General features: G+C 47.5%; 4 protein-coding genes. 2 read left to right on the top strand and 2 right to left on the bottom strand.

Features of this window, described 5'->3' with window-relative positions:
- The first annotated feature begins 502 nt into the window (after positions 1–502).
- Positions 503–1,150 (top strand): adenylate kinase, encoded by a 648-nt coding sequence (locus QMD03_09695; GenBank protein ID MDI6777484.1) that lies wholly within the window; start codon positions 503–505, stop codon positions 1,148–1,150.
- 28 nt (positions 1,151–1,178) lie between these two features.
- Positions 1,179–3,194, top strand: coding sequence for an ATP-dependent helicase (locus tag QMD03_09690; GenBank protein MDI6777483.1), 2,016 nt, complete (start codon positions 1,179–1,181; stop codon positions 3,192–3,194).
- A gap of 181 nt (positions 3,195–3,375) precedes the next feature.
- Here QMD03_09690 and QMD03_09685 read toward each other — a convergent pair whose 3' ends face one another.
- Entirely contained in the window at positions 3,376–5,265 is a 1,890-nt protein-coding gene (locus QMD03_09685) for a histone-lysine N-methyltransferase (GenBank protein MDI6777482.1), read from the bottom strand.
- An 87-nt stretch (positions 5,266–5,352) separates the two neighbouring features.
- Complete coding sequence (locus QMD03_09680; protein ID MDI6777481.1) at positions 5,353–5,961, bottom strand: LysM peptidoglycan-binding domain-containing protein; 609 nt, start codon at positions 5,959–5,961, stop codon at positions 5,353–5,355.
- Between the last annotated feature and the right edge of the window lie 123 nt (positions 5,962–6,084).

The following is a 6,084-nucleotide window of genomic DNA, read 5'->3' as shown; positions in this document are numbered from 1 at the left end:
AGCAAAATGCAGCGTAGCTGCATTTTGCTTATCGGGACGCCGGGGTTGGCGAAGGGGTCGTGAAGCGAAACCGTCAACCCCGCAGATGGGCGAAGTTTGCGAAGCGGAGCGAGCAAATTTCCCGCCCATCGGAGGTATAGACGACTATGTCGGATATACCTCCCTTGACTGAACTATTTTTTACCCCTACCTCCGTTCCTTGAGATTTCTGCTCAAGGTATCCAGTGGACTTTTGATTCTACTTAAATCCCCTGTCCAGTTTTTGGGGGAGGATTATAAGGGAAAGCGTTTTAATTATAGGGAAATAGGAGATTGTATGTCAAGGATAAATGAGTATCCCTGTTGGATAAAGGGGTATTTTCTTGACCCCTAAGAAGATTTCCCCTATATTTCCCACCATTCTTGCTTCCCTTCTTCCCATGATAGACACCAATACCAATAGGGGGAAGGGGAGGGTAGGGAGGAAGGCGTTTTGCTACTCATTGTTTAATGGAGGCTTTGTATGAGAATAATACTTCTGGGGGCGCCGGGTGCCGGTAAAGGTACGGTAGCCAGACTTCTCACGGAAACGGATGGTTCTGTCCAGATTTCAACCGGTGATATCCTGCGCGCAGCCGTGGGAGAGGGGACAGAACTGGGTAAACAGGCAAAAGGTTACATGGACCGGGGGGAGCTTGTGCCCGATTCCTTGATTATGGAGATGATGGAAGTCCGCCTCCAGGAGGAAGACTGCCAGAGGGGGTTTATCCTCGACGGTTTTCCCCGCACCATTCCCCAGGCCAGAGAACTGAAGAAGCTGCTTGAGACCCTAAGGATCGAACTCGACTTTGTTGCTAATCTGGAAGTGCCGCGGGAAATTATCCTGGATCGTCTAACCACACGGAGGACATGTGCAAATCCTGAATGTCAGGAAATCTACAACATTAAGAGCAATCCGGCGACTCCGGACGGTAAATGTAAAAAATGCGGCAGTCCTGTTATGCAGCGGGATGATGAGACTGAAGAGGCCATTATCAAGCGGCTGGAAACATACACGCAAAAGACAGCCCCCCTGATCGGATTTTATGAACAGGAGGGCATCTTAAGGAACTTTGTATCCCTCGACAGTAAAGAAACGGTGGAGAAAATCAGAGAAGTGCTGAATAAATAATGATGATTCGTCAATCCAAAGGAACAGAATGATAGATTACAAAAGAGAGCTTAACCCTGAACAGTTTCAAATTGTCATGGAAGAGGGGGGGCCTCTCCTTGTCATCGCCGGTGCTGGCAGTGGCAAGACCCGCACCTTGACCTACCGTGTGGCCCGTTTAATAGAATCAGGGGTAAAGCCTGAAAGGATGCTCCTTGCCACCTTTACCAACAAGGCTGCCCGCTCGATGCTTTTAAGGGTGCAGATGCTCCTCTCATATTCATTCGAGGCAGGCCTTGAGAGGGACATAAGCCGGCTATGGGGTGGAACATTTCATCATATTGCCCATCTCATCCTGAGGGTAAATGCCCCCCTTCTCGGTTACGAGAGGAATTTTTCTATTATTGATAGTGAGGATGCGAGACAACTGATCAACACCTGTATATCTGAAGCGGGGGTCAATACGAAACCTGTCTGCGTGCAACGCACAGGCAGAAGCGATAATTTCCCGAGAGCAAATGTCCTGGGAGACATCATCGGTCTTTCCGTAAATACTAAAGTTCCCCTGGACGAGATTGTGGCGATGAGGCATCCCTTTTTCTTCCATCGTCTTGACGACATCAAAGCGGTAGCCTTCCATTACATCCATCGTAAAAGAAGATTAAACGTCATGGACTTTGATGACCTCCTCCTCAACTGGAAAAGACTCCTCACAGACTTTCCGGATGTCCTGAAGGCGTATGCGGAAAGGTTTTCCCATGTCCTTGTGGATGAATATCAGGATACCAGCATCATCCAGGCGGACATTCTGGATCTTCTCGCCTCACGCTACAGAAACCTGATGGTCGTGGGTGACGATTCGCAGAGTATCTATTCCTTCAGAGGGGCAAATTTTGATAATTTCATTAAATTTCCCGAAAGGTATCCTGATTGTAATATCTTCAAGCTTGAGACCAACTACCGCAGCACGCCGGAGATCCTTCAACTGGCCAACCTGAGTATCGTCAATAATGAAAAGCAGTTTCAAAAAAAGTTACGGGCGGTGAGAAAGGGGGGTATCAGACCGATACTTGTACCGGCGAAAGATGTCGTCCAGCAGGCGGATTTCGTGACCCAGCGGATCATTGAATTGATACGGGAAGGTGTCCCTCTCCATGAGATTGCCGTACTCTACCGGGCGCATTACCATTCCATGGAACTACAGATGGAGATGACCAGGCGGTCCATTCCCTTTGAAATCCGCTCTGGCATCCGTTTTTTCGAACAGGCCCACATCAAGGACGTAACTTCCTACATGAGGATCGTGGTCAATCCCTTTGACGAACTGGCCTGGAAAAGGGTCCTGAGGCTCCACAGGAAGATAGGCAAGGCCACTGCCGATAGGGTCTGGAGATTCATCTCGTCGCAGGCGAAACCCCTTACCGCCATCATGACCGATGAATTTCTTCAATGTGCAACAAAAGCGGCAGCCCCCGGTCTTCTAAAATGCAGAAACACCATCAAAACCATCCTGGAAGAATCACCGGAGAGAGTCCCCTCGGAAATTATTGATGTACTGCTCGAGGGGAGCTACGGGGAATATCTTGAGGAAAGTTATAGCGATGCGGCGTCGCGGGAAGATGACCTGGATCAACTGGGGAATTTTTCCATGAAATTTGACTCTTTGGAAGATTTTTTGAGTGAACTTGCCCTCCTGACAAATATGACCGAGGAAGCCGGACACGATCTGGACGCAAGGGGTGAGGATAAGGTTATCCTCAGCACGATTCATCAGGCAAAGGGCCTTGAATGGACGATTGTTTTTATAATCTGGTGTGCAGAGGGGATGATACCGCTCGCCCGCTCTTTGAAAGACCCGGACGGGGAAGAAGAGGAGCGGAGGGTTTTCTATGTTGCCACGACCAGGGCAAAGGACCAACTCTACCTCTGTTATCCCTTGTTCAATTACGCAAGGGGCATGGGCAGTATGGTGATGAACCCTTCCCGGTTTATCAGGGAATTGTCACCACTGTCGTGCAGGGCAAAAGACCGGCCATACGATCAGTGGTTTGTCGAAGAGGAATGAAACACTTTTGCTACGAGACCTTTGCATAACTTGCAGAAGGGGTTCTTAAGTGGCGAATCAAAGATTTTTTCTCGATGGCTTATGTTTATACAACCGTTCATTCTCATTGGTTTATTGATCCCTATTACAAAACGCGAAAAAAGATTTTGAGCCATGATGAACCCCTTCTGCAAAACTCTCGCTACAACCACCGGTCAGACTTGGTTTTTGCCTCGTATTCCGCCTTCAGGGCGATCTGTGTTGCTTCGGCGATGTCCTCGGCTCTCTTCACCCACTCCTCAAATTTAATATCCACACCAAAGATGCCGACCATTTCATCCCTGTCATCCACAATGGGGGCGGATGCGGTGATACAGAGCGCCCCTGTCATCTTTGAGATATAGAAACTGGTCACATGGATTTTGCCGGTTTGCAACGGAATGATGAACCACTCCCTGTCCGACTGATCCGTTCCGATGCCATAGTTTTCATACTTTGCCCTGTCGGCAATGTTGGTGATATTTCGCGTGGTTTTCTTGCCATTCATGTCCACTACGTAGGCAAACTGGATGGAGGGGTTTTCCTCTATGAACTGCTGCATGATCGGTTCCTGTAGGTCCGGTTTCATTGTCTTCATCATGGGGTGTTCTATAACCTGTTTGACCACAGAAACCGCCGCCGCCGCCGCCATGTATTTTATCTTTTCGAGGTCGGACATGAAGAGTTCAGGGATATATTTACGAACCCTCCTTTCCATTTCTTCATGTGATATGCTTGTTACCCTGCCCGATTCGTACTGTTCCATAACCCATTTGTGAATTTTTGAGATGCCCGGATGCCTTTTGTCAATCGCCTTGTCTTCCGTGAGACCGAGGTGTGAGTTGATCCAGTAGGCGATGCCTGCCTTCCCTGATTTATCGGTAATCGTTGTCGTAACGGGTCTCTTGAGTATCCTGGTTGTGTCGAAGATATTGTATATCTCCTCGTTCTTAATCAGGCCATCGGCATGGATACCAGCCATTGTTGCATTAAATTCAGAACCAACAAAGGGGTAGTTGGAAGAGATTTTTACCCCGATCTCCTTTTCAAGGTAGTTGGCAATATCCGTGATAACGGTGGTATCAATGCCGTAGTTTGTCCCTTTAAGACTGATAAATTCGATGATAAGACCCTCAAGGGGGGAATTGCCCGTTCTTTCACCCAAACCTAACAGTGTCCCATTGGCCGCACTGCAACCGTAGAGCCAGGCCGTTGAGGCGTTGGTCAGGGCCTTATGAAAGTCATTATGGCCATGCCACTCAAGCAGGCAACCCGGGACACCACCATCCTCGATAAAGGCCCTGACCAGTTTATCTACACTCCGGGGGAGAGACGCACCCGGATAGGTTACCCCGTAACCGAGGGTATCACAGAGCCTGATCTTGATGTCAATGCCGCTCTCCTCCCGTAACTTCATCAGTTCAATGGCAAAGGGGATACAGAATCCGTATATATCGGCTCTCGTAATGTCTTCAAAATGACATCTCGGAATAATACCCGTATCAAGAATGGATTTTATAATACCGAGATAATCTTCAATGGCCTGTTTCCTCGTCTTATTCATTTTGAGAAAGATATGATAATCCGAAACGGACGTCAAAACACCGGTCTCTCTCAATCCTGCCTCCTTTACCAGTTTAATATCCTCTTTATTTGCCCTTATCCATCCGGTGATTTCGGGATATGCCAGTCCCAGTTCCAGGCATTTTTCCACTGCTTCCCTGTCTCTGTTGCTGTAGAGAAAGAATTCCGATTGCCTGATCACGCCATTTTCACCGCCGAGTTTACCCATCATGGTGTATAGATCAACAATCTGCTGAACGGTATAGGGCGGTCTTGCCTGTTGACCATCCCTGAACGTTGTATCCGTGATGAAAATTTCGTCCGCGGGATTGATCGGAATGATCTTATGGTCAAAGTCAATTCTGCATACTTCATCATAGGGGAAAACATCTTTTTGGAGATTTGGCTCATCCAGATCTCTGAGTTCAAATCTCCAGAACCGGGAATGTTCATGATCCAGGACTTTTTTATTTTTATTCCATTTTGCCATAATTTATTCTCCACAGAAAGTTTATCACGCAAAAAAAGGGGCACAGAAAACAGATCGCGCCCCCCTGTTATTCTCTTTTAGGATATTTCAGTCCACGGGCACGACCGCTTTAGCCGGAGGTACATAAGGCCATGGGGCGCCGGCATTTTTCCTTACTTTCTTTATATCCTCCACCGTGTATCCACCTCTCGGGATACGGAATTTCTGTCCGGGGTAGATCACGTCTGGATTCTTGATCTTGTTTTTGTTGGCCCTGTAAATGATCGGCCAGAGGAAGGGGTCGTTGTACCGGTCTTTATATTTGGCAATCCACCACAGGGATTCGCCCTTTTTTACTAAATGATATTTACTGAGGACAGGCTTTTTTTTCTTCACAGGTACTTTATGGGTCAAGGTAGCCTCTTCAGGCGTGGTCTCTTTCGCTTGTTTTTTGAGAGAAGGTTGTTCTAAAGTGGTAGTAATCTGTTCCTTGACAGCAGGTTCTTCCGCCGCCATGATTTGCTTGATTTGCTTCTCAGGGGCAGGCACCTGCTCAACAATCGTTGGTTTTTCGGCAGCGACATCCTGTTCAACGGCAGGAGGCGCTTCCACTGTGGCTGTTTTTATCTGTCTTTCTCCGCACCCTGAGAGGGTGAAAATATAACCCACAATGATAAATGTATTCAGTAAAATACCTGAGCAATGATTTCGTCTCATATTCTTTCCCTCCCCATTACTTGCGCATAAAAATATAGAGATAAGTATGTTTTGTCAATGAAAAAGATAAATTTTGTTAGTAACACGTGATATGTCCGGTTTGTAGCACACAATCTGTCCGGT

The sequence above is a fragment of the Syntrophales bacterium genome, assembly GCA_030018935.1.
Classification (GTDB): domain Bacteria; phylum Desulfobacterota; class Syntrophia; order Syntrophales; family CG2-30-49-12; genus CG2-30-49-12.
The sequence above is the reverse complement of the archived record's forward strand: the minus strand, read 5'-3'. Positions and strand labels throughout refer to the sequence as shown.

Bases quoted from the DNA above. Each gene is read 5' to 3' on its own strand.
- QMD03_09695 (MDI6777484.1), top strand. From the start codon at position 503: ATGAGAATAATACTTCTGGGGGCGCCGGGTGCCGGTAAAGGTACGGTA.
- QMD03_09690 (MDI6777483.1), top strand. From the start codon at position 1,179: ATGATAGATTACAAAAGAGAGCTTAACCCTGAACAGTTTCAAATTGTC.
- QMD03_09685 (MDI6777482.1), bottom strand. From the start codon at position 5,265: ATGGCAAAATGGAATAAAAATAAAAAAGTCCTGGATCATGAACATTCC.
- QMD03_09680 (MDI6777481.1), bottom strand. From the start codon at position 5,961: ATGAGACGAAATCATTGCTCAGGTATTTTACTGAATACATTTATCATT.